This window comes from Streptomyces griseorubiginosus (assembly GCF_017614965.1).
GTDB classification, from domain to species: domain Bacteria; phylum Actinomycetota; class Actinomycetes; order Streptomycetales; family Streptomycetaceae; genus Streptomyces; species Streptomyces griseorubiginosus_B.
The window spans coordinates 1-21,955 of record NZ_WVUG01000138.1 but is presented as its reverse complement, the minus strand read 5'-3'; the positions used below and the strand labels follow the sequence as shown (position 1 = coordinate 21,955).

Annotated in this window: 20 protein-coding genes and 1 pseudogene; 9 read left to right on the top strand and 12 right to left on the bottom strand. The window is 70.4% G+C overall.

Annotation, left to right across the window (positions count from 1 at the left end; all coding sequences use genetic code 11):
* Positions 1–46 precede the first annotated feature (46 nt).
* Positions 47–211 (top strand): hypothetical protein, encoded by a 165-nt coding sequence (locus GRC12_RS24435; RefSeq protein WP_165954846.1) that lies wholly within the window; start codon positions 47–49, stop codon positions 209–211.
* A 6-nt stretch (positions 212–217) separates the two neighbouring features.
* Here the strand turns inward: GRC12_RS24435 and GRC12_RS24430 are convergent, their stop codons facing one another.
* From GRC12_RS24430 to GRC12_RS24420, 3 genes are all read right to left on the bottom strand, one after another.
* Positions 218–2,032 carry an NHL domain-containing thioredoxin family protein gene (locus GRC12_RS24430; RefSeq protein ID WP_208781509.1) on the bottom strand — a complete coding sequence of 605 codons (1,815 nt, stop codon included), beginning with the start codon at positions 2,030–2,032 and terminating at the stop codon, positions 218–220.
* Between the two features lie 412 nt (positions 2,033–2,444).
* Positions 2,445–3,065, bottom strand: a complete 621-nt coding sequence (locus tag GRC12_RS46970; RefSeq protein ID WP_208781508.1) for a recombinase family protein — start codon at positions 3,063–3,065, stop codon at positions 2,445–2,447.
* 69 nt (positions 3,066–3,134) lie between these two features.
* Positions 3,135–3,530, bottom strand: a complete 396-nt coding sequence (locus GRC12_RS24420) for a cupin domain-containing protein (RefSeq protein WP_208781507.1) — start codon at positions 3,528–3,530, stop codon at positions 3,135–3,137.
* Between the two features lie 52 nt (positions 3,531–3,582).
* On the opposite strand from GRC12_RS24420, the gene GRC12_RS24415 reads away from it, so the two are divergent.
* Both GRC12_RS24415 and GRC12_RS24410 read left to right on the top strand, forming a co-directional pair.
* A complete protein-coding gene (locus tag GRC12_RS24415) occupies positions 3,583–4,584 on the top strand; it encodes a helix-turn-helix domain-containing protein (RefSeq protein WP_208781506.1) in 1,002 nt (333 codons plus the stop codon).
* Positions 4,581–5,075 (top strand): LURP-one-related/scramblase family protein, encoded by a 495-nt coding sequence (locus GRC12_RS24410; RefSeq protein ID WP_208781505.1) that lies wholly within the window; start codon positions 4,581–4,583, stop codon positions 5,073–5,075. The genes GRC12_RS24415 and GRC12_RS24410 overlap by 4 nt, the downstream gene beginning before the upstream one ends.
* A gap of 66 nt (positions 5,076–5,141) precedes the next feature.
* Here the strand turns inward: GRC12_RS24410 and GRC12_RS24405 are convergent, their stop codons facing one another.
* Positions 5,142–5,939 carry a carbon-nitrogen family hydrolase gene (locus GRC12_RS24405; protein WP_208781504.1) on the bottom strand — a complete coding sequence of 266 codons (798 nt, stop codon included), beginning with the start codon at positions 5,937–5,939 and terminating at the stop codon, positions 5,142–5,144.
* A gap of 184 nt (positions 5,940–6,123) precedes the next feature.
* Here GRC12_RS24405 and GRC12_RS24400 point away from each other — a divergent pair, with 184 nt between their 5' ends.
* The gene (locus GRC12_RS24400; protein ID WP_208781503.1) at positions 6,124–6,948 is read left to right on the top strand and encodes a maleylpyruvate isomerase family mycothiol-dependent enzyme; all 825 of its coding nucleotides are present in this window, start codon (positions 6,124–6,126) and stop codon (positions 6,946–6,948) included.
* Between the two features lie 253 nt (positions 6,949–7,201).
* Here the strand turns inward: GRC12_RS24400 and GRC12_RS24395 are convergent, their stop codons facing one another.
* Positions 7,202–8,503, bottom strand: a complete 1,302-nt coding sequence (locus GRC12_RS24395; RefSeq protein WP_208781502.1) for an MFS transporter — start codon at positions 8,501–8,503, stop codon at positions 7,202–7,204.
* Positions 8,500–9,162 (bottom strand): GntR family transcriptional regulator, encoded by a 663-nt coding sequence (locus GRC12_RS24390; protein ID WP_208781501.1) that lies wholly within the window; start codon positions 9,160–9,162, stop codon positions 8,500–8,502. Before GRC12_RS24390 ends, GRC12_RS24395 begins: the two co-directional genes overlap by 4 nt.
* 230 nt (positions 9,163–9,392) lie before the next feature.
* On the opposite strand from GRC12_RS24390, the gene GRC12_RS24385 reads away from it, so the two are divergent.
* Together GRC12_RS24385 and GRC12_RS24380 are read left to right on the top strand one after the other, a co-directional pair.
* Positions 9,393–10,304 (top strand): D-alanyl-D-alanine carboxypeptidase family protein, encoded by a 912-nt coding sequence (locus GRC12_RS24385; RefSeq protein ID WP_208781500.1) that lies wholly within the window; start codon positions 9,393–9,395, stop codon positions 10,302–10,304.
* Positions 10,305–10,478: 174 nt separating this feature from the next.
* Positions 10,479–11,495 carry a BRO family protein gene (locus tag GRC12_RS24380; RefSeq protein WP_208781499.1) on the top strand — a complete coding sequence of 339 codons (1,017 nt, stop codon included), beginning with the start codon at positions 10,479–10,481 and terminating at the stop codon, positions 11,493–11,495.
* 88 nt (positions 11,496–11,583) lie between these two features.
* Here the strand turns inward: GRC12_RS24380 and GRC12_RS24375 are convergent, their stop codons facing one another.
* Genes GRC12_RS24375 through pdhA form a run of 3 tightly spaced genes read right to left on the bottom strand, consistent with a single transcriptional unit; the run spans position 11,584 to position 15,188 of the window.
* Positions 11,584–13,017: a dihydrolipoamide acetyltransferase family protein gene (locus GRC12_RS24375; RefSeq protein WP_208781498.1), complete on the bottom strand. Its 1,434-nt coding sequence runs from the start codon at positions 13,015–13,017 to the stop codon at positions 11,584–11,586.
* Positions 13,018–13,027: 10 nt separating this feature from the next.
* On the bottom strand, positions 13,028–14,035 hold the full coding sequence (locus GRC12_RS24370) for an alpha-ketoacid dehydrogenase subunit beta (protein ID WP_208781497.1): 1,008 nt from the start codon (positions 14,033–14,035) through the stop codon (positions 13,028–13,030).
* Position 14,036: 1 nt separating this feature from the next.
* Entirely contained in the window at positions 14,037–15,188 is a 1,152-nt protein-coding gene (pdhA, locus tag GRC12_RS24365) for a pyruvate dehydrogenase (acetyl-transferring) E1 component subunit alpha (protein WP_208781496.1), read from the bottom strand.
* Positions 15,189–15,647: 459 nt separating this feature from the next.
* On the opposite strand from pdhA, the gene GRC12_RS24360 reads away from it, so the two are divergent.
* Entirely contained in the window at positions 15,648–16,715 is a 1,068-nt protein-coding gene (locus GRC12_RS24360; RefSeq protein ID WP_208781495.1) for a phosphotransferase, read from the top strand.
* Positions 16,716–16,764: 49 nt separating this feature from the next.
* Here GRC12_RS24360 and GRC12_RS24355 read toward each other — a convergent pair whose 3' ends face one another.
* Positions 16,765–18,336: a protein kinase domain-containing protein gene (locus GRC12_RS24355; RefSeq protein WP_208781494.1), complete on the bottom strand. Its 1,572-nt coding sequence runs from the start codon at positions 18,334–18,336 to the stop codon at positions 16,765–16,767.
* A gap of 336 nt (positions 18,337–18,672) precedes the next feature.
* Between GRC12_RS24355 and GRC12_RS24350 the strand changes: the two genes are divergently transcribed.
* The gene (locus GRC12_RS24350) at positions 18,673–20,292 is read left to right on the top strand and encodes a protein kinase domain-containing protein (RefSeq protein ID WP_208781493.1); all 1,620 of its coding nucleotides are present in this window, start codon (positions 18,673–18,675) and stop codon (positions 20,290–20,292) included.
* 65 nt (positions 20,293–20,357) lie between these two features.
* On the opposite strand, the gene GRC12_RS24345 is transcribed toward GRC12_RS24350, so the two are convergent.
* Both GRC12_RS24345 and GRC12_RS24340 read right to left on the bottom strand, forming a co-directional pair.
* The gene (locus GRC12_RS24345; RefSeq protein WP_133044003.1) at positions 20,358–20,900 is read right to left on the bottom strand and encodes a bacterial proteasome activator family protein; all 543 of its coding nucleotides are present in this window, start codon (positions 20,898–20,900) and stop codon (positions 20,358–20,360) included.
* 86 nt (positions 20,901–20,986) lie between these two features.
* On the bottom strand, positions 20,987–21,538 hold the full coding sequence (locus GRC12_RS24340; protein WP_208781492.1) for a PadR family transcriptional regulator: 552 nt from the start codon (positions 21,536–21,538) through the stop codon (positions 20,987–20,989).
* A 78-nt stretch (positions 21,539–21,616) separates the two neighbouring features.
* Here GRC12_RS24340 and GRC12_RS24335 point away from each other — a divergent pair.
* A pseudogene (locus tag GRC12_RS24335) lies at positions 21,617–21,955 on the top strand (hypothetical protein); the annotation flags it as partial.

Below are 21,955 nucleotides of genomic sequence, written 5' to 3'. Positions count from 1 at the left end.
ACCCCCCGCGAACCAACCCCCGCACACCCGCTAGGAGAAGCACGACATGTACGGAAGAGTGATCGGCGCCGGGACCACGGGCGCCGGCGGCGCCACGCTGGCCGCCACGGGCATGTGGATGAACAGCATGGCGCTGCTCGTCACGGCCACGACCCTGATGGCCGCAGGGGTGGCCCTGTTCAAGCTGGCACCGCGCCCGCGCCGTCGCTGACCCCGGTCAGCCGGCCGAATCGTCCATCCCGGCCAGTACCAACGGCAGCCGGTCCGCCCCGCCTTCGGTGAGGCGGACCGGAACTCCCCAGTCCTGCTGGTGGACATGGCAGGCCGGGTAGGGGTTGTCCGCGTCGTCGTCGCAGGACGCGGCCATCGCGGAGACGTGCAGGACCCCTTCCGTGATCCCGGGGTCGAGCTCCAGGGTGCGGGAGAGGTCGGTGTCGGCACCCTCGCCCTTCAGCAGGAGCCCGGGGGGCGTCGACGACACCAGCAGGCGGGTCGAGGGGCCGTACCGGGTGTCCAGTTTCTGGCCCGCGGGGGCCTGGAAGATCACGTCCAACCGGAGCCTGCCGGGGGCGACTTCGGTGGCTGCTCGCCGCGTGCGGTGGGCGACCGACTCCACCCGGACCGCCTCCTCCGGCAGACGCAGCCGGGTCAGCCTGTGCCGCGCCGACTCCACCACCACGATGTCCTCGCCCACCAGCACCGCGTCGCTCGGTTCGCGCAGGTCGGTCGCGAGGGTGGTGACCTCACCGGTCGAGGGGTCGTAGCGGCGCAGGGCGTGGTTGTAGGTGTCGCTCACGGCCACCGAGCCGTCGGGGAGGGCCGTCACGCCCAACGGGTGCTGGAACAGGGCCTGTCCGGCCGGGCCGTCACGGTGACCGAAGTCGAACAGGCCCGTGCCGACGGCGGTGCGGACCGTGCCGTCGAGGTCCACCCACCGCAGGGCCGAGGTCTCGGAGTCGGCCAGCCAGAGCCGGTCGGCGGTCGCCGCGAGCCCGGAAGGCTGGGCGAACCAGGCCTCCGGACCCGGCCCGTCGACCAGCCCCTCGTTGGTGGTGCCGGCCGTGACGGCGACCGTCCGGTCGGCCGGGTCGTACGCCCACAGCTGGTGGACGCCGGCCATGGCGATCCAGACCCTGCCGCCGAAGAGGGCCACGTCCCACGGGGAGGAGAGGTCGACCTCGCGCGCCGGACCCGACGTGGGCGAGCCCTGCCACCACTGGCGTCCGGTGCCGGCGAGCGTGGTGACCTCGCCGGTGACCAGGTCGAGGCGGCGCAGGGCGTGGTTGACGGTGTCGGCGACGACGACCGCGGCCTCGTCGAGGAGGGCGAGGCCCTGCGGCTCGTTGAAGGCCGCCACCTCCGCCGAACCGTCGGCGAACCCCCGCGCGCCGGAGCCGATGCGCCGCACCACCGTCTCCCCGTCCGCCGCCAGCTCCACCAACTGGTGCCGGGCGGTGTCGCTGACCAGGAAGGTGCCGCCCGGCAGGACCAGCGCCTTGCCCGGGAAGCGCAGGGTGGTCGGCTCCGGCTCCGGCGCCACGTACGGCCCGTCGCCGCGCCGCAGCGTCCCCTTCGCGCCGTGCTCCGCCTCCAGCTCCGTCACCAGCCGCTCGATCGCGTGCACATGCCCCTCACCGGCGTGCTGCGCGACGACGTACCCCTCGGGGTCGATCACCACCAGCGTGGGCCAGGCCCGCACCGCGTACTGCTTCCAGGTCGCGAGCTCCGGATCGTCGAGCACCGGATGCTCCACCCCGTACCGCTCCACGGCGTCGACCACCGCCGCGTGCTCGGCCTCGTGCACGAACTTCGGAGAGTGCACCCCGATGACGACGACGGTGTCGGCGTGCTTCTCCTCCAGCTCCCGCAGCTCGTCGAGGACGTGCAGGCAGTTCACGCAACAAAATGTCCAAAAATCAACAATTACGATACGGCCTCGCAGCTCCTCAAGACCGAGTTGCCTGTCGCCCGTATTGATCCAGCCACCCCTGCCGACCAGCTTGGGAGCTCGGACACGCACGCGCTTTGCCATGCTTCAAGCCAACCACACGAGCGCGTGGCGCTATTCCGTATGCCCAGCGCCTGCCCAGACGATCTGAAGCCGCTTGTCAGGATCGAAGCGGCATCCTCGCGCGGGGGCTCTGGCGACCCGGACGCATTCCACGGACGCGGACAACAGACCTCGCCTCTGCGGAACATCACTCTGCTCCCATTGCTGCACGAGCGTCGGGTGACGACGGAGAAAGGCACCGACCACGGCTTCTTCGAGACGGGTCGCCATCGCACGCGCGCCTGGGCAGGTATGGCCGAGGCGCACTCCCTGACAGACGTATGAGTTGCCACTCCTGCTCATGCGCGCGCCGCAGCCCTCGACAGCGCAGTGGAGGAATCCGGTCAGCAAATGGGCCGGACCCCGAACGGGGAGTCTGACACCATCGCCTCGCCTACGGATCCTGGATTCCAGTTGCTCGACGATCTGCCGTTGTTCCTCCACGGTGATGATCCCTTCGCCGACTACCACAGGGCTGCCGGTTTCCGGGTCCCAGGCGTCCCGAGTCGGCGTCAACGCGGAGGCCGTAGGGCGGCTGCCCTCCGATCCATCGCCCACGGCCTCGGAGGTACTGCTTGGCGTGGTGGATGCGTTCCCCCTGAGTCTCCGCTTCGGCCCGTGCCCACTCCGACAGCGAGGCGATGACGAGTCGGTCCGCGGGAGAACTCGAGTCCAGACCGTCCATGACGGAGATCAGGCGCCCGCCGACTCGGTCGAACTCCTCAAGAAGCGGGCCCACCTCGGCGGTGCCCTTGCGACTGAGTCGGTCCAGCTTCCATACGATCAATGTCGCCACCAGACCAGCCGTGACCGCCCGAGTGGCCGCATCAAATCCTTTACGGGTCACGTCTTTGTATCCCGACTTCCCGCGGTCGACGTGTACCTGGCGGACGGTCACACCATGCCGAGCCGCCCAGGCCCGGCAGTCGGCCTCCTGCCGCTCAATGGCCGTCTTGCCTTCACGATCCACCGAGAGCCGAAGGTAAAGATCGGCGTGGGATCCCCCGTACTGCATGTCCCCTCCCAGACTTGCTCACTCTGTGAACGAACAGGAGAGTCGAAGGTAATTACCTAACTGCTGCGACTACCGGGTGAGCGCGTGGCCCGTCGTCGCGTCCACGTGGGCCGGGATCTCCTCGTGGTGGTCGCCGACCGTGAGGGTGCCGGTGGGTTCGAGCATCAGGATCTCCGTGGGGGCCGGGGCGTAGGGCTTGTGGTGGGTGCCGCGGGGGACCGTGAAGACGGAGCCCTTCGGGAGGACGACCGTGCGTTCGCCGGAGGGTTCGCGCAGGGCGATGTGGAGTTCGCCGTCCAGGACCAGGAAGAACTCGTCGGTGTGGTCGTGGACGTGCCAGACGTGCTCGCCCTCCACCTTGGCGACGCGGACGTCGTAGTCGTTGACGGCGGTGACGATGCGCGGGCTCCAGCGGTCCGTGAAGGACGCGAGGGCGGCGGACAGGGCGATGGGTTCCGTGGTCATGGGTCCATCGTGGGGGTGGGCCGCGACGGTGCGTGAGTGCTAGAAATCGCATATGGCGCAAGGATCCTCTCAGCCCCCTCCGCACCGGGTGGCGGTGATCGTCGACGAGGGCACCAACCCCTTCGAGGTGGGCGTGGCGACCGAGCTGTTCGGGCTGCCCCGGCCCGAACTGGGGCTCGCGGGGCCGCTGTACGAGGTGACGGTGTGCGCGCCCGCGCGTGAGGTGCGGATGAACCACGGGTTCTTCACGCTGACCGGGGTGCCGGGGCTGGAGGCCGTGGACGGGGCGGACACCCTCGTCGTCCCGGGGCGGCCCGACAACGTCGTCCCGCGCGCGGAGGCCGTACTGGAGGCGATCCGCCGCACGCACGCGCGTGGCGCCCGCGTCGTCAGCTTCTGCACCGGGACCTTCGCGCTCGCCGAGGCCGGGCTGCTGGACGGGCGGCGGGCCACCACCCACTGGCGCTGGGCGGAGCTGTTCCGACAGCTGCATCCGAAGGTGCTGCTGGAGCCGGACGTGCTGTTCGTCGACGAGGGCGATCTGCTCACGGCGTCGGGCAGCGCGGCCGCGCTCGACCTCGGCCTGCACATCTGGCGCCGGGACCACGGGGCGGAGCTCGCGAACGCCGTCTCCCGGCGGCTGGTCTTCGCCTCGCACCGGGACGGCGGGCAGCGGCAGTTCGTGGAGCGGCCCGTGCCGGACGTGCCCGACGAGTCGCTGGGACCGCTGCTGGCCTGGGCGCAGGAGCGGCTGGGCGAGCCGCTGACGGTGGCGGACCTGGCGGCCCGGGCGGCGGTGTCCCCGGCGACCCTGCACCGCCGTTTCCGCGTCCAGCTGGGCACGACCCCGCTGGGCTGGCTGACCGGGGAACGCGTCGCCCTCGCCTGCCGTCTCATCGAGCGCGGGGAGGAACGGCTGGACGTCGTCGCCGCGAGGAGCGGCCTGGGCAGCGCGGCCAACCTACGCGCGCGCGTGCGGCGCGAGACGGGGCTCAGCCCGTCGGCCTACCGGCGGCGTTTCGGGCCGACGCCCGGGGAAGAGGTGGGGACATGAGATTCCAGGTACGCGACCGGCTCCTCGGCTTCGGCGAGGACTACTGGATCGAGGACGAGCACGGCGGCAAGGTCTTCCTCGTCGACGGCAAGGCGATGCGCCTCAGGGACACCTTCGAGCTGAAGGACACCCAGGGGCGGGTCCTGATCGACATCCACCAGAAGATGTTCGCCCTGCGCGACACCATGGTGATCGAACGGGACGGCGAGACCCTCGCGAAGATCAAGCGCAAGCGCCTGTCCCTGCTGCGCCATCACTACCGGGTGACGCTCGTCGACGGCACCGAACTCGACGTCAGCGGCAAGATCCTCGACCGGGAGTTCGCCATCGAGTACGACGGTGAGCTGCTCGCCGTCATCTCGCGCCGCTGGCTGCACATCCGGGACACCTACGGCGTCGACGTCGTCCGCGACGACGCGGACCCGGCGCTGCTGATCGCGGTGACGGTGTGCGTGATCCATCTGGCGGAGAAGGAACGCGAGGAGGACTGAGGGAGGAGGACTCGGGGAGGACGAACCGAGGGAGGACGACTGAGGCCTCGCGTCTTCCGGCCGGCCTCAGAACGTGTGCGGGGGCTCCAGGCCCAGGACCCGGTCCTTCAGTGCCGGGAACTGCTCCCGGGTCGTCGCCACCTTCGCCGGGTCGAAGTCGACGGTGAGGACCTCCTCTCCGGGCCCCGCCTCGGCCAGCACCTCGCCCCACGGATCCACCACGATCGAGTGACCCGCCTGCGGAACTCCGGCATGCGTCCCGGCCGTTCCACAGGCGAGCACGAACGCCTGGTTCTCGACCGCCCGCGCCTGGGCCAGCAGCGTCCAGTGCGCCCGGCGGCGCTCCGGCCAGCCCGCCGGGACGACGAGGGTCTCGGCGCCGGAGTCGACGAGCGAGCGGAACAGTTCGGGGAAACGGAGGTCGTAGCAGGTGGCGACGCCGAGGGTGGTGTCGGGCAGACGGACCGTCACCAGCTCGCGTCCGGCTCCCATCAGCACGGCCTCGCCCTTGTCGAAGCCGAAGCGGTGGATCTTGCGGTAGGCGGCGGCCAGGTCGCCGGAGGGTGAGAAGAGGAGGGAGGTGTTGTAGAGAGTGCCCGCGGTGTCCTGTTCGGGGATCGAGCCGGCGTGCAGCCACACGCCCGCGTCGCTCGCGGCCTTCGCCATGGCCTCGTACGTCGGCCCCTGAAGCGGCTCGGCGTCGGCGGCGAACCGCTCGTACGCGAAGGCGCCCGTGGTCCACAGCTCGGGCAGGACGACGAGATCGGCCCCGGCCTGCTCCCGTACCAGCGAGGCCACCCGACGCCGACGGGATTCGACCGATTCGCCCTCGTTCACGTCGATCTGGAGCAGAGAGGCGCGCACACTACCACCGTCCTGGCATTCGAGCCGTCCACACGGGCCTACGATCGTCACACGAAAGCACTGCCGGGGTGCCTCACAGCAGCGTAACTTAGCGTTCCACGACACCCGCCGACAGCAGCCGCCACCTCCCACTGGCAACGCCGCCACCACCGCCCGTGTACCGACCGCCGAGGGGTCCCGTTCCGTGAGTCTGCATCCCACCCTCCAGCCCTACGCCGACGCCTGGACCCACTCCATCGAAGCCATATCCGAACTGGTGGGGCCGCTCGTGGAGGGAGAGTGGAACCGGCGCACGCCCTGCCCCGGCTGGTCGGTCCGGGACGTGGTCTCCCATGTCATGGGCCTGGACTGCGAGATGCTCGGCGACCCACGCCCCATCCACACGCTGCCGCGGGACCTGTTCCACGTCACCAACGACCTCCAGCGCTACATGGAGATGCAGGTCGACGTCCGCCGCCACCACACGGCGCCGGAGATGACCTCCGAGCTGGAGTACGTGATCATCCGGCGCAACCGCCAGCTGCGCAACGAGTCGCGCGACCCGGGCACCAAGGTGCGCGGTCCGCTCGGCACCGAGCTGACGCTGGAGGAGGCCATGCGGGGCCACGCGTTCAACGTGTGGGTGCACGAGCAGGACCTGCGCGCCGCGCTGGGCCGTCCCGGCAACCTCGACTCCCCCGGCGCGCACATCGCGCGGGACGTGCTCCTCGGCGAACTGCCCGCGGTGGTGGCCGAGCGGGCGAACGCGCCGCGCAGTTCGGCGATCGTCTTCGACGTGCACGGGCCGGTGGAGTTCCTACGCACCATCAGGGTCGACATCCAGGGCCGCGGCACGCTGGAGACGGCCCCCGCGCTCGGGCCCGCCGCGGCCTTCACCCTGGACTGGGAGACGTACGTACGCCTGGCCTGCGGCCGGGTGACGCCGGAGGCGGTGGCGGACCGGGTGAAGGCGGAGGGCGATCCGGAACTGACGGCGGCCGTCCTGCGCAACTTCGCGGTGACCCAGTAGTCCGCGTCGCTCGCTTCAGCGGTCGCCCTTCTTGGCGGCGGTCTTCAGCCGGCCGTGCCGCCGCCGTCGACGTCGTGGCGTTCGCCTACGACGCGGTGACGCCGTTCCTGATCGTGACATCGGGCGGTGACGGGGCCTTCCTGGTGGCTGTCTCCAACTGGGCGAGGGTGCAGCGTGGACGGGTCTCGGCGCGAGGGCTGCCACAGATCTTTCCGCGCCGTGGACCTCGGTGCCGGTGGAATCAAACGCCGGTTCACGCGGGTACGTGCACCGTCTCCACCCGGCTCGCCACCAGCCGCTCCCGCTCCCGTCGGGCGACCCGGCGCCGCAGCCGCAGGATCTGGCTGACGCCCAGCGCCTGCAGTACGAACACCGCGGAGAAGGCGATGGTGTAGTCGTCACCGGTGGCGTCCAGGAGCACGCCGATCAGGAACAGCGTCGTCATCGAGGCGACGAAACCACCCATGTTGGTGATCCCGGAGGCCGTGCCCTGACGCTCCGGTGGGTTGGCGGGCCGCGCGAAGTCGAAGCCGATCATCGACGCCGGGCCGCACGCCCCCAGCACCGTGCAGAGCACGACCAGCAGCCACATCGGCGCGTGCTCGCCGGGGTAGACCAGCGTGACCGCCCACATCAGGGCCGTCGCCCCCACCGTGCCGAGCGCCAGCGGCAGCCGGGCCGTGTGGTGCCGGGCGACGATCTGGCCGTAGACCAGCCCGACGACCATGTTGGACAGGACGACCAGGGTGAGGAGTTCACCGGCCGTGGCGCGGGACAGGCCCTGCGCCTGGACCAGGAACGGCAGGCCCCACAGCAGCAGGAAAACCATCGCCGGGAACTGGGTCGTGAAGTGCACCCACAGACCGAGCCGTGTCCCCGGCTCCCGCCAGGACGCGGCGATCTGGCGTCGTACGTACGCGGCGCCCTGGTGCGGGAAGGGCTCCGGCTCGTGGCCCTCGGGGTGGTCCTCGAGGAACAGCAGCATCAACACCAGGACGACGACACCGGCGCCGGCGCTGCCCGCGAAGGCCGGCGTCCATCCGACGCCGTGCAGCAGGCGGGCCAGGACCAGGGTGGAGACCAGGTTGCCCGCCATGCCGACCAGGCCCGCGAGCTGCGCGACCAGTGGGCCGCGGCGGGCCGGGAACCAGCGGCTGCCCAGCCGCAGCACGCTGATGAACGTCATCGCGTCACCGCAGCCGAGCAGCGCGCGGGAGGCGAGGGCCGTGCCGTAGGTGGGCGAGAACGCGAAACCGAGCTGCCCCGCCGTGAACAGCACGGTGCCCAGGGCCAGCACCTTCTTGGTGCCGAGCCGGTCCACCAGCAGACCGACCGGGATCTGCATGCCGGCGTAGACCAGCAGCTGCAGGATCGAGAAGGTCGACAGCGCCGAGGCGTTCACATGGAAGCGGTCGGCCGCGTCGAGGCCGGCCACGCCCAGGGACGTACGGAAGATGACGGCGACGAAGTAGACGGAGACGCCGATGCCCCAGACGGCGATCGCGCGCCGGCCGCCCGGAGGATCGCCCGGGAGGGTGGCCGAGGAGGAGCTCATCGGACCTCACCCCGGGCCAGGTGCGAGAACCAGCCCACATGCCGGCGGACGATCCCGACGGCCGCCTCCGCGTCCCCGGAACGCAGCGCCTCGAGGATCTCCTCGTGCTCGACGAGGGTCTTGGCGATCCGGTCGGGGTGCGAGTGCATGATCGCGACGCCCATGCGCAACTGGCGGTCGCGGAGCTGGTCGTAGAGCCGGGAGAGGATCTCGTTGCCGCCGCTGCGGACGATCTCGGCGTGGAAGCAGCGGTCGGTGACCGCGGCCCCGGCGAGGTCGCCGTCGGCGGCCTGCTGCTTCTGCCGGGCCAGCAGTTCCTCGAGCCGCTCGACGAGGCCGGCCGGAGCGGGTACGGCCTTCCTCGCCGCGTGTTCCTCGACCAGCAGCCGGGTCTCGACCACGTCCGCGATCTCCTGCGCGGAGACCGGCAGGACGAGGGCGCCCTTCTTCGGGTAGAGCCTGATCAGCCCTTCCACCTCCAGGCGCAGCAGCGCCTCGCGCACCGGGGTGCGCGAGACCCCGACGGCCTCGGCGAGCTCGCCCTCGGTGAGCAGGGTCCCGCCCTCGTACCGGCGCTCCAGGACGCCCCGTTTGACGTGGGTGTAGACGCGGTCGGCGGCGGGCGGTTGCTTGGCGGTCAGGGTCCCCGGGCTGCTCATGCGAACAGCATAGATACATCACGTACGCATGAGGGATCCGGTCCATCATCCGGACGGCTGCAGAGGGAAACGGGCGTACAACATGCGGACGAATCACCCGTCCCAGAAACCCCACACAGCAACGGTGCAACCAACTGTGCTATTTACGTGTCTCACACGTGCGGCCCCATTCGCTCCCCATCCAACTCGGCCGCATATCAGGGGCTTTCAACCTAATCGGGGTATTTCAGTTGATTACCGCCATCACCGGCACCAAGGGCAGCCGCCTCCGCCGAGCCGCCGCGGTCAGTGTCACCGCCGGCGCCGTTCTCGCGGCCGGGGCCTTCGCCGCGGCACCCGCTCAGGCCGTCACCACGCCCTCGATCGTGGCCAAGGGCGGCTACGTCATGAACAACGCGAACGGGTCGACGCTGTTCACCAAGGCGGCGGACACCAAGCGTTCGACGGGCTCGACCACGAAGATCATGACTGCCAAGGTCGTGCTCGCGCAGTCGAACCTCAACCTGGACAAGAAGGTCACGATCCAGAAGGCGTACAGCGACTACGTCGTCGCCAACAACGCCTCCCAGGCCCACCTGATCGTGGGCGACAAGGTCACCGTCCGTCAGCTGCTGTACGGGCTGATGCTGCCGTCCGGCTGCGACGCCGCGTACGCGCTCGCCGACACCTACGGCTCCGGCACCACCCGGGCCGCGCGCGTGAAGTCCTTCATCGGCAAGATGAACAAGGCCGCGTCGGACCTCCACCTGACGAACACGCACTTCGACTCGTTCGACGGCATCGGCAACGGCAACAACTACTCGACGCCGCGCGACCTGACGAAGATCGCCAGCAGCGCGATGAAGAACGCCAACTTCCGCGCGATCGTCAAGACGAAGTCGTACACGGCGAAGACGATCACGAGGACGGGCTCCACCCGCACGATGGCCGCGTGGAAGAACACCAACGGCCTGCTCAGCAGCTACAGCGGCACGATCGGCGTCAAGACCGGCTCGGGTCCGGAGGCCGGCTACTGCCTGGTCTTCGCCGCGACGCGGGGCGGCAAGACGGTCATCGGCACGGTGCTGTCCTCCACGTCCATCCCGAACCGCGAGGCGGACGCGAAGAAGCTGATGAACTACGGCTTCGCAAAGCTCGGCTGACCCCAGCTCACCACTCTGCCCGAAGGGCCCCTCGCCACCCGGCGAGGGGCCCTTCACCGTTTACAGCCGTCGGCAAGCGGAATCCGCGAACTTCGCTCGCACAAGTGAACATCAATAGGCCAGCTGGCATATTCGATTTTCTCCGCCCTAGGTTCCGCAGCGGAGGTGGTTCACATGAACGAACCCAGCAAGCAGCCCAACGCGGGCAAGCGACAGGACGCGATCGACGTCAGCGACTTCGTGTATGCGGCGACGGGGGCCCGGGTGCGGCGGCTGACGATGCCGGACGGGACTCACTGGTTTCCGGCCGTGGATGTGTGCAAACAACTCGGGCACACCAACTCAAGGCAGGCACTCGCTGACCATGTCCCCGACGGTCATCGAGAGATTCTCGAGACCGTAACTGGAACTTACGGTCTCAGCATTCCCGCAGGTAGAGAGTGGCGTCGAGACCTGAACGTCATCTCTCTCCAGGGCCTGATCCTTCTGGTCAACGCCTGCACGAAGCCCGCCTGCCTGCCTTTCAAGCAATGGGCCGCCGAAGTGATCGAGACCGTCCAACGGGAAGGCTCCTACGCCCTCGAAGAAGCCGAAGTGCAGCCCACCGAACCCGGCGCCCCCATCGCCTACGCCATGCCGGAGCAGGTCGCCGAAGCCATCGTGCGACTCGAGGAACGCAACCTCCAGGCCGACGAACAATTCGCAATCGCGCAGCACAAATCGCTCGCTCTGCAACAGGAAATCGTGGACACGCAGCAGGAGATCGCAGGCACGCAGCAGAAGATCGCCAACACCCAGCAGGAAATGCTCGATCTGCAGCGCGCCACCCTCGCCGCACAACAGACCATCGCCCAGGCCATGGAACGCATCGCGGACCGGCTCGACATGCTGGCCTTCCAGCGTCCGGCACCTCCCACCAGCGAGCAGGCCGCACCACCGACCACCGAGTCCGTCCTCGCCGACTGGCGTCGGCGGCTGGCCGTGACGGAGGACGTCTGGACCGTGGCCGTGGTCATCGCACCGGTGCTGGTCGAGGAGGGTGAGCTTCGTCAACCGCTCGAAGTGATCGCCGCCCGTACGGGTCTGTCCGTGCAGCGTGTCAACGAGTGCCTGCGGCTGCTGCGCAAGCACGCGTGCATCCGGCCGCAGGGCGCGTCCGAGGACGGGGCGCCGGTCTACGTGCTGAACTGAGCCCGAGCCCCAAGAACGGACGAAGGGGCGGCCGCAACTGGAACTTGCGGCCGTCCCTTCGCCTTTCAACCTATCTTGTCCGGGTACATCACGCCCAGCTGATCAACCTCTTCGGCTGTTCCAGGATCGCCGCCACGTCCGCGAGGACCTTGGAGCCCAGTTCGCCGTCGACCAGGCGGTGGTCGAAGCTGAGGGCCAGGGTGGTGACCTGACGCGGCTTCACCTTGCCCTTGTGGACCCACGGCTGGAGCTTGATCGCGCCGACCGCGAGGATCGCGGACTCCCCGGGGTTGAGGATCGGCGTGCCCGTGTCGACGCCGAAGACGCCGACGTTGGTGATGGTCACCGTGCCGCCCTGCATGGCGGCCGGGGACGTCCTGCCCTCGCGGGCCGTGGAGACCAGCTCGCCCAGGGACTCGGCGAGCTGCGGCAGCGTCTTCGCGTGGGCGTCCTTGATGTTCGGGACGATCAGCCCCCGAGGAGTGGCCGCCGCGATACCCAGGTTGACGTAGTGCTTGAGGACGATCTCCTGGGAGGCCTCGTCCCAGGACGCGTTGATGTCGGGGTTCCGCTTGATCGCCACCAGCAGGGCCTTGGCGATCAGCAGGAGGGGATTCACCCGCAGACCCGCGAACTCCTTGTCCTGCTTGAGCTCCTCCACCAGCTTCATCGTCCGCGTCACGTCCACCGTCACGAACTCCGTGACGTGCGGCGCCGTGAACGCCGACCCGACCATCGCCTGCGCGGTCATCTTGCGGACACCCTTGACGGGGATCCGCGTCTCACGGGCCGTGTCGTACGCCGGCACGGGCGCGGGAGCGACCGCGGGCGCGGACGGTGCCTCCACCGGGGCTTCGGGCGCCTGGGTCGCGGCCACCGCCGCGTGGACGTCATCGCGGGTGATGATGCCGTCGGGGCCGGACGGGACCACCGTCGCGAGGTCGACGCCCAGGTCCTTGGCCAGCTTGCGCACCGGCGGCTTGGCCAGCGGCCGGGGCTTGTCGGCGACAGCGGCGGTCTCGGCGGCCGGCGCCGATCCGCCGTGGCCGTTGAGCTCGGTCTGGACCGCCTTCGACGCCTGGGAGACCAGGACCTCCGGGCCCTTGCGCGGCCGGCGCCTGGTGGAGGACGTCGCCACGCCGTAGCCGACGAGGACCGGCTGGCGGCCCGAGCCCTCGGGCTTCTTCTCCTCGACGGGGGCGGCGGTCCCGGCCGGCGCCTGGGCGGGAACCTCGGCGGGTACCTCGGCGGGAGCAGCACCGCCGGAGACGTCCACCGCGATGATCGGCGTGCCCACGTCGACCGTGGTGCCCTCGGGGAAGTGCAGGTCGCGCACCACCCCGTCGTACGGGATGGGCAGTTCGACGGCCGCCTTGGCCGTCTCGACCTCGCACACCACCTGGCCGTCGGTGACCGTGTCGCCGGGCTGCACGTACCACTTGAGGATCTCTGCCTCGGTGAGCCCCTCGCCCACGTCCGGCATCTTGAACTCGCGTACGGACGCTTCCGTCATCGTCGTCACGACCCTCTCCTCAGTACGCCAGGGCGCGGTCGACGGCGTCGAGCACCCGGTCCAGGCCCGGCAGGTACTCCTCCTCCAGCCGGGCCGGCGGGTACGGGGCGTGGTAGCCGCCGACCCGGAGCACGGGGGCCTCCAGGTGGTAGAAGCAGCGCTCGGTGATCCGGGCGGCGATCTCCGCGCCCGAGCCGAAGAACACCGGTGCCTCGTGAACGACGACCAGGCGGCGGGTCTTCTCCACCGAGGTCTGGATCGAGTCGAAGTCCAGCGGGGAGATGGAGCGCAGGTCCAGGACCTCCAGCGACTTGCCCTCCTCGGCGGCCGCGTCGGCCACCTCCTGGCAGAGCTTCACCATCGGGCCGTACGCGACCAGGGTCAGGTCGGTGCCCGTGCGCACGGTCCGTGCCTTGTGCAGCGGGCCGGGGATGGCCTCCGGGTCGACCTCGGCCTTGTCCCAGTAACGGCGCTTGGGCTCGAAGAAGATCACCGGGTCGTCGCTCTGGATCGCCTGCTGCATCATCCAGTAGGCGTCCGAGGCGTTGGAGGGGCTGACCACCTTCAGACCCGACACGTGCGCGAACAGCGACTCCGGGGACTCGGAGTGGTGCTCGACCGCGCCGATGCCGCCGCCGTACGGGATGCGGACGACGACCGGGAGCTTGACCTTGCCCAGGGAACGCGCGTGCATCTTGGCGAGCTGGGTGACGATCTGGTCGTAGGCCGGGAAGACGAAGCCGTCGAACTGGATCTCCACCACCGGGCGGTAGCCGCGCAGGGCGAGGCCGATCGCCGTGCCGACGATGCCGGACTCGGCGAGCGGGGTGTCGATGACGCGGCTCTCGCCGAAGTCCTTCTGCAGGCCGTCCGTCACCCGGAAGACACCGCCGAGCTTGCCGACGTCCTCGCCCATGACGAGCACCTTGGGGTCCGCGTCCAGGGCGCGCCGCAGCGACTCGTTGATCGCCTTGGCCACAGCCATGGTCTTGGACGTCGCCGTCCTGGATGTCACGGTCTCCGCCATGTCAGGCCCCCTCTCCGTCAGCGAACGACGCCTGGTAGGCGGCGAACTGGGCTCGCTCCTCGTCGACGAGCGCGTGCCCGTCCGCGTACACGTTCTCGAAGATGGCGAAGTGGTCCGGGTCCGGCATGGCACGGACCGCCTCGCGCACTCGTCTGCCCAACGCCTCGGACTCGGCCTCGAGTTCCGCGAAGAATCCCTCGTCCGTGTGGTTTGAGGCCTCCAGGTACCGGCGGAGCCGCAGGATCGGGTCCTTCGCCTCCCAGGCCAGCCGCTCCTCGTCGCCCCGGTAGCGGGTGGGGTCGTCGGAGGTGGTGTGCGCGCCCATCCGGTAGGTGTACGCCTCCACCAGCGTCGGGCCCTCGCCGCTGCGGGCCCGCTCCAGCGCCCACTTGGTCACCGCGAGACAGGCCAGCACGTCGTTGCCGTCCACGCGGACGCCCGGGAAGCCGTAGCCCTGGGCGCGCTGGTAGAGCGGGACCCGGGTCTGCTTCTCGGTCGGCTCGGAGATCGCCCACTGGTTGTTCTGGCAGAAGAACACGACCGGTGCGTTGTAGACCGCGGAGAAGGTGAACGATTCGGCCACGTCGCCCTGGCTCGACGCACCGTCGCCGAAGTAGGCGATCACCGCGCTGTCGGCGCCGTCCTTGGCGACACCCATCGCGTAGCCGGTGGCATGCAGCGTCTGGGAGCCGATGACGATCGTGTAGAGGTGGAAGTTGTTGCTGTTGGGGTCCCAGCCGCCGTTGTTCACGCCGCGGAACATGCCCAGCAGGTTGGTCGGGTCGACCCCGCGGCACCAGGCGACGCCGTGCTCGCGATAGGTCGGGAAGACGTAGTCGTCCTCGCGGGTGGCCCGGCCGGAGCCGATCTGGGCGGCCTCCTGGCCCAGCAGGGAGGCCCACAGGCCGAGCTCGCCCTGGCGCTGCAGGGCGGTGGCCTCGGCGTCGAAGCGACGGGTGAGGACCATGTCGCGGTAGAGACCGCGCAGCTCTTCCGGGGTGATGCCGGCGACGTACTTGTCGTACTCGGCGTTCTTCAGGCGCTCGCCCTCGGGCGTCAGCAACTGAACGAGTTCGGGCTTGGTGCTCGGGGACTTCTTCGTCCCGGCGCTGCGTCGCGGCTTGCGCGCGGCGGCAGTGCTCTCCACGGTCACGTGTGCTCCTCCGTCGGTCCGGCCCCCGGGGTTGCCGGGTACCAGTACGGCTCACCTGTTCCGACACCCGTGCACGGGGTGGGTGCCACTCGGCCGGAACAGGCGTGACAAGGTGCCCCGGCGAGCGCCCTGCACAAGGCACGTTACCCAGTGCTCCACATCTCTGTGAAACCCCTCCTGACCTGGGATTTTGCTTGGATTTCCAAGTAAATCCCGAGAGCCTGGAAGGTGGCCTGGTCACAGCCTTGCAGGGGGCCGGAACAACGGCACGTTATATCGGTGACCGAGGTCACGGGAAGGGTTTCCGTGTCGGACTTGCGCGGACACTCGCGCGGACACGGCACGGAAGAATCCCGATGGTGGCCCTGGAGGCCACTTCGAGCACATGGTGTGACCGAATGCGACTGCCTGTGACAACGCCCAGCTCACAGGCCCGGCTCGTGCCCTAGCATCTGGCGCGTGCCGCGCTCCTCTGTACCACCCCACGAGCCTCACGCGCCCCCGTTGGGCGCCCTGTTGCGCCAGTACTCCGCCGGTTCCGCCCTCGCCTGTGAGCCCGTCGAACAGGGCCTGCTGAACCGCGGCTACCGCCTGTGCACCACCCGGGGCCGCTACTTCCTCAAGCACCACTTCGACCCCGAGACCGCCAGCCCGGCCGCGATCGCCCGCCAGCACCGGGCCACCCAGCGCCTCGCGGATCTGGGCGTCCCGGTGGCGCCCCCGCTGCCCGGCAGGGACGGGCGCACGGTCGCCGTCGTCGGCGGGCACGCGTACGCGCTGCATCCCTGGGTCGAGGGCCGGCACCGGCACGGCGGCCAGCTCACCGCCGGGCAGTGCGCTCGACTGGGGGCGCTGCTGGGAGTCGTCCACGCCAGCCTGGAGCGTGTGATGCCGCCCCGCGCGCGGGCACGCGCCTCGGATCCGGCCGCCTCGCATCCGCCCGCCCCGGACGCGCGCGCCGAGAGCGCCGACCCCGCCGACACCTTCACCCTCATCGACGACCTGCTCGGCCGGGTCCACCGTCACCGGCCCGCCGACTCCTTCGACGAACTCGCCCGGCACCGCCTCCTGGAGTGGCGCGCCCTGCTGGAGCAGCACGCCGACCGGCGTCCCCCGCGGGGCGGCTCGGTGGGCTGGGTGCACGGCGACTTCCACCCGTTCAACCTGCTCTACAAGGGCGACGCGCCGGCCGCGATCGTCGACTGGGATCGGCTGGGGCTGCGCCCGCGCGCGGAGGAGGCCGTACGCGCCGCCGCGATCTTCTTCGTACGGCCCGCGGGCACCCTCGACCTGCCGAAGGTGCGGGCGTACGCGCGCGCGTACCGGCGTACGGCGGGCGCCACGCCCTCCCAGCTCGCGGCGGCCGTGCACCGCGTGTGGTGGGAGCGGCTCAACGACTTCTGGATGCTGCGCTGGCACTACGAACGCGGCGACACCCGAGCCGACCCCCAGTTCCCGGCGGCCTCGGCCCTCGCGGTGTGGTGGAGCCGCGAGTACGACACGGTGTGCGAGGCGTTCGCGGGGTGACGGCCGGGCTCATGAGCGGTACACGCGCGTGAGCCCGGCCGGCAATGCGTCAGCCGAGGCCGCCGAGCCCGCCGCTGGTCGGCCCGCCCGTCGGGTCCGGCGAGTTGTCCGCGGGGTCGGACTGCGACTGGCTGGGCGTGTCCGTCGGTTCCGAGGTGGTCGGCTTGTTCGTCGGCTGGCTGCTCGGTTCGCTGGTCGCGCTCCGGGACGGCGTGTACGACGGGGTGTACGACGGCGTGTAGTCCCCGGACCCGGTGTTCGTGCCCGAGCCGTCGTCCGTGGACGTGTCGGCTGACTGGTCCGTGGACTGGTCGCTCGGTGTCTCGCTGTTGGTGTCGTCCTTGGTGGTCTGCGAGGTGGTGGGCGTCTGGGAGGTCCCGGCGCCGCCCCCGTCCCCGCCGCCCTTCTGCAGCGCCAGCGCGACGCCCGCCGCGATGGCGATCACCGCGAGGACGGCCAGGATCCACAGCTTGCCGCGGCCGCTGCCCCTGTTGCCGTGCCCCTCGAAGCCGCCGTCGTCCCCGCCGCCGTAACCGCCGCCCGGCAGGATCGGCTGCGGGATCTGCGTCGTGCCGGAGCCGTCGGCCGGGTGCGGCAGCACCTGCGTGCCGGCGAAACCGGCGGCCGGGGTGTGCCGGCCGTCGTGCATGTCGACCGGCCCGGTGTTCCAGGTGCCGGTGTGGCCGCCCTGGTCGTACAGCATCTGCAGCCCGTACTGGACGAGGCCGCGCATCTCCTCGGCGGTCTGGAAGCGGTCGTCCGGCTCCTTGGCGAGCGAGCGCATGACGAGGCCGTCGAGCTCCGGCGGGGACTCCCCGCCCGAGATCTGCGACGGCGGGACCGGCATGTCCTGGACGTGCTGGTAGACCACCGACAGCGGGGTCTCGCCGACGAACGGGGGCCGCAGGGCGAGGAGTTCGTACAGCAGACAGCCGGTCGCGTACAGGTCGGAGCGGTGGTCGACGGCCTTGCCGAGCGCCTGCTCCGGGGAGAGGTACTGGGGCGTGCCCATGACCATGCCGGTCTGCGTCATCGTCGTGGACGCGCCGTGCAGGGCGCGCGCGATGCCGAAGTCCATGACCTTGACGGCGCCGTTGTGCGTGATGATGACGTTCGCCGGCTTGATGTCGCGGTGCACGATGCCGTGCTGGTGCGAGTAGGCGAGCGCCTCCAGCACGCCGGACACGATGATCAGTGCCTGCTCGGGCCCCGGCGCCTCGGCGTTGATCAGCAGGTCGCGGATGGTGCGGCCCTCGACGATCTCCATCACGATGTACGGCACCGACTGGCCGCCCACGTAGTCCTCGCCGGAGTCGTACACGGCGACGATCGCGTGGTGGTTGAGGCCGGCCACCGACTGGGCCTCGCGGGTGAAGCGGGCCTTGGAGACCGGGTCCTCCGCGAGGTCGGCGCGCAGCAGCTTCACCGCGACGGTGCGCCCCAGGCGCACGTCCTCCGCGGCGAACACCTCTGCCATGCCGCCTCGGCCGAGTCTGCGGGTCAGCCGATACCGGCCGTCCCCGACAAGCCCGCCGTTACCCCACATCTCCGGCGCATCTGACATACCGCCGCCAGTCGCCTCGGGGTCGGACGGGCCCTGAGCGCGCTGCTGCTGCTCCATCAGTCCTCGCCGTCGTTTCTGCCCGCGGTGCGCGCGGTGTTGTTACGGTCTCCGTCGGCCACGCTACAGCCTCAACGCAAGCCGCCGTTCCGAGAAGGGGGCCGGAACCGGCACGAGACGGACCGGCCATCAAACCGTCTTCCGGTGTGGTCGTGCAAATTCTGTGTACCGGCCGTACGGCCTCTGTAACGCTCCCGCGACGCTTCTTTCGCGTACGGTCACGGAACGGGCACCGCGCTTGACGTGTCAGTGCCCTCGGGCAGACTTGGCCGGGAATGAGCCATTCGATCAACGACAGCCGGGCCGGCGCCTGAAGGCCCATGGGGGACGCGGAACATGAGCCAGGACGCCGCACAGGGCCGTTACGCGGGCCGGGCGCTCGCCGGCGGCCGGTATCAGCTGCGCGACTTGCTCGGCGAGGGCGGCATGGCCTCGGTGCACCTGGCGTACGACGCCACGCTGGACCGGCAGGTCGCGATCAAGACACTCCACACCGACCTCGGCCGGGAACAGGCCTTCCGCGAGCGCTTCCGCCGCGAGGCGCAGGCCGTGGCCAAGCTCACGCACACCAACATCGTCTCGGTCTTCGACACCGGCGAGGACACCCTCGACGGGATGACCACCCCGTACATCGTCATGGAGTACGTCGAGGGCCGCCCCCTCGGCTCCGTGCTCGACGAGGACGTACGGCGGTTCGGCGCGATGCCCGCCGACAAGGCGCTCAAGGTCACCGCGGACGTGCTCGCGGCGCTGGAGATCAGCCATGAGATGGGGCTGGTGCACCGCGACATCAAGCCGGGCAACGTGATGATGACCAAGCGCGGCGTGGTCAAGGTGATGGACTTCGGCATCGCGCGCGCGATGCAGTCCGGTGTGACGTCCATGACGCAGACCGGCATGGTCGTCGGCACCCCCCAGTACCTCTCGCCCGAGCAGGCCCTGGGCCGCGGCGTCGACGCCCGCTCCGACCTGTACTCGGTCGGCGTCATGCTGTTCCAACTGGTCACCGGTCGGCTGCCGTTCGAAGCGGACTCCCCGCTGGCCATCGCCTACGCGCACGTGCAGGAGGAACCGGTCGCGCCCTCCTCCGTCAACCGCGCGCTGCCGCCGGCCGTGGACGCGCTGGTCGCCCGCGCTCTGAAGAAGAACCCGAACGAGCGCTTCCCGAACGCCGTCGCCATGCGTGACGAGTGCCTGCGCGTGGCCGCGTCCTTCCAGGCCGCCCCGCCGAACATCGTGCCGGGCGCCCCGGCGCAGAGCGGTGCCGGTGTCGGCTCCGCCGTCTTCCCGCCGGTCGACCAGTCTGCCGCGTGGCCGGCAGGACCCGTCCAGACGCCGTACCAGCCGTCGACGCCGAACCCGTACTCCACGCCCGCGCCCTCGCCGTCGTACGGCTATCCGCAGCAGGGCGGCTATCCGACGCCGGCCGCCTACGGCGGGCAGCCGTCCACCCCGCCGCCGTACGCCATCACACCGCAGCCGCCGACGCCCGCGCCCTCCGGCGGCGACCGGAGCAACAAGCCGGTCGTGGTGGGCGCGGTCATCGTGTCGATCATCGCGGTCACCGGGCTGCTCGCGGCCGTGCTACTGCACACCGGCGGCAACAAGGACAAGGGCGCGAGCGGGAGTTCCAGCCCGACCACGTCGACGAGGCAGGTGGCGGGCTATCGCGGCCCGGACACCTCGAAGACCATCGACAAGACGGAGTGCACCGAGCCGCAGGAGTCGTACGACGAGACGGGCAAGATCCGTGTGCCCGACTTCCGGTTCAAGTACATCGGCTCGGTCAAGGAGTGCCTGCAGGCCGCGGGCTGGCAGCTGAAGATCGACAACCTGGACGAGAACACGTACGGCCAGGGCGCGGTGATCAACCAGTTCCCCGCGGCCGGCACCGACGTCGACCCGAAGAAGGTCGAGGTCGAGCTCGCCGTGTCGACGGGCAATCCGGCCTCCTGACCCCCGAGGTGCGAAGGGCCCGGCGGTTCGGCCGCCGGGCCCGTTCCTTGTCGTGGTCCGGGTGCTTACAGGTACGGTCCGCCCGAGCGGCCGGCCGCGGGGCCGCCGTCCTCACCCATGCCCGGGGTGACCCCCGGCGGCAGGGCGCGGCGCATCTGCTCCAACTGGGCCCGCGCGGCCATCTGCTGGGCGAACAGCGTGGTCTGGATGCCGTGGAAGAGGCCCTCCAGCCAGCCCACCAGCTGTGCCTGCGCGATCCGCAGTTCGGCGTCGCTGGGGGTGCCCTCGTCCTGGAAGGGCAGCGACAGCCGCTCCAGCTCCTCCACCAGCTCCGGTGCCAGCCCGTCCTCCAGCTCCTTGACCGAGCTGCGGTGGATGTCCTTGAGCCGGGCCCGGCTCGCCTCGTCCAGAGGAGCCGCCCGCACCTCTTCCAGGAGCTGCTTGATCATGCTGCCGATCCGCATCACCTTGGCCGGCTGCTCGACCTGCTCCGTCACCGGAATCTCGCGGGAGTCCTCGTCGCCTCCGCCGCCAATCGCCATGCCGTCCTGGCCCACGACCAGGATCTGGGGATTCTCCGGCGACCGTTCGTTCCTCGGCATCTCCATGCCGCCATTCTCTCGCACCCGTGCATCTCACCACCGTGGTGCCCCCCGTACGAGGTGATCCACCGTTCACGGCGTGAAGGTTTGCGTCACTCCTCAGCGCGCTCGGTCACCGTCAGCCGCAGCAGCCGCGCCTCACAGTGGTCCAGCCAGCGGATCTCGGCCTCCGCGTGACAGATCAGCTGCTCCAGGACCAGCAGCCGTGGCAGCTCGTCCGGATGCCCGGGGGAGTCGGCCAGCGCCTGGGCCCGCTGCCGTACGTGCTCGTGCAGCGCCTGCGACGCGTGCCGGCGCTGGGTCTCGACGACCTCGCGCACGTCGACGCCGGGCGCGGTGACCGCCAGGGCCAGCTTGATCGCCAGCTCGTCGCGCGGCGGGCTCTCCCGCTCCACCGGCCGCCCGAACCAGGCCCGCAGCTCGGCCCGGCCCGCCTCCGTCAGCGTGTACAGCGCCCGTCCGCCCTCGTCCTCGCCGTCCTGCGCGACCATGCCGTCCCGCTCCAGCCGGCCGAGGGTCGTGTAGACCTGCCCGATGTTCAGCGGCCAGGTGCCGCCGGTGCGCGCCTCGAACTCGGTGCGCAGCCGGGAGCCGTAGCAGGGGCCGCCTTCCAGGAGCGCCAGCAGTCCGTGACGTATCGACATACCCGGATTGTGCAGCCCGTTCGCGTTTTTGGCGGAGTCCGGAATGCCGGACGCGTGCGTCGGTGTGACCGTGGATGCATGACTGGATGGGCGCGTGCGATGCGGACGGCGGGGCTGCTGGTGGCGGTGGTGGCCGGGGTGATGCCGGGCGGCGCGGCGTGGGCTCACGGGGACGGATCGACGGCCCACGGCTCCGGGTCGGCGTACGCGCGGCAGCACTCGTCGGCGCACAGGATCCTGCCCGCGCCCGGTGCCACGCCGACGCACCAGCGCACGCCCGCTCATGAACTCGCGCCGGTGTACGAGACCGTGGGGGCCCCCGGTTCCCATGGCAGGCACGCGCCCGAGCAGGTACCGCCCTCCGCACCGGCCGCTTCCGCCGAGCCGTCCCGTGCCGGGAGCCGGGCCGGGGTGGGG